The 1,229-nt window shown below is 71.5% G+C and carries 1 protein-coding gene; it reads left to right on the top strand.

Annotated features, from left to right (window positions below):
- Positions 1–1,229: polyketide synthase dehydratase domain-containing protein (locus ABT297_RS43060; protein WP_350560015.1), on the top strand; the 1,229-nt coding region annotated here is incomplete at both ends.

Genomic DNA, 1,229 nt, shown 5'->3' with positions numbered 1-1,229 from the left:
CACCCTCCTCGCCCACACCTGGACCACCGGCCACACCAACCACCCCACCAACCCCACCAACCACCTACCCCAAGCACCCACCTACCCCTTCCAACACCAGAGCTACTGGCTGACCACGGGTCATGCGGCGGGGGCGGCCACGCATCCGTTCCTCTTCAGTACCGCCGTTCACGCGCCGACCAACACGACGCTCTGGACCGGCACGCTCAACCCGGCCGTGCACACCTGGCTCGGCGACCACGTCATCGACGGGACCGCGCTGCTGCCGGCCGCGGCTCTGCTGGAGATGTGCTGGTACGTCGGTCGCGCGCTCGGCACCCCGTATGTGCGTGAGCTCGTGCTGCAGGCGCCGATGACCGTACCCGCGCGGGGTGGTCTCGATGTTCAGGTGGTGGCCGCGGAGCCGGACGCCGAGGGGGGCCGGACTGTCACCGTGCTGTCCCGTGCCACCGGTGGTTCGGATGCCAAGCAGGCCTGGTCGGTACACGCCACCGGCGTGCTCGGCGACGAGGAGCCGCTGCTACCGACCGCCGATCTGACCGAGTGGCCGCCGCAGCGGTCGGAGCCGGTCGACATCGACGACCTCTACGACGCGCTGGCCGATCGCGGTTTTGACTACGGTCCGGCGTTCCACGGCCTGCGCCGGGCGTGGCGGCGCGGTGACGAGTTGTTCGCCGAGGTGGCGACCGACGGCGCGGCGGCCGGTTTCGAGCTGTCGCCGATGCTGCTCGATGCGGCGCTGCACGTGCTGCACACCGGCGTGGCCGGGGACGAGACAATGCGGCTGCCGTGGTCTTGGAACGACGCGGTGCTGTGGGCGCCAGGCGCGGACGAGTTGCGCGTACACCTGACCGTCGGCACCGACGTCGAGTTGCGGATCGCCGACCGGACCGGTTCGCCGGTGGCCGCGGTGGGTGCGCTGGCTCTGCGCCGGTTCGACCGTGCCGCATTGCCGGCGTCCGCCCCGGCCGGTTCGCTGTACCGGCTGGAGTGGAATGCGGTCGAGCCGGTCACCGAGCCGGCGGCGGAGAAGACGGTGTTCGCCGTGATCGAGCCGGGCGATCTGTTCGCCACGACGGCTCAGGCGCACCGGGTGCTGGTCGACTGGCTGGCCGGTGACCATGACGGGGAGCGCCTGGTGGTGGTGACGCGTGGCGCGGTAGCCGTCACCGACACCGACGACCCCGACCCCGACCAAGGCGCCGTCTGGGGACTCGTCCGCAGCGCCC

The sequence above is a fragment of the Dactylosporangium sp. NPDC000555 genome (assembly GCF_040300025.1).
Classification (GTDB): domain Bacteria; phylum Actinomycetota; class Actinomycetes; order Mycobacteriales; family Micromonosporaceae; genus Dactylosporangium.
Note: the sequence above shows the minus strand (reverse complement) of the source record. Positions and strands in the feature narration are given on the sequence as shown.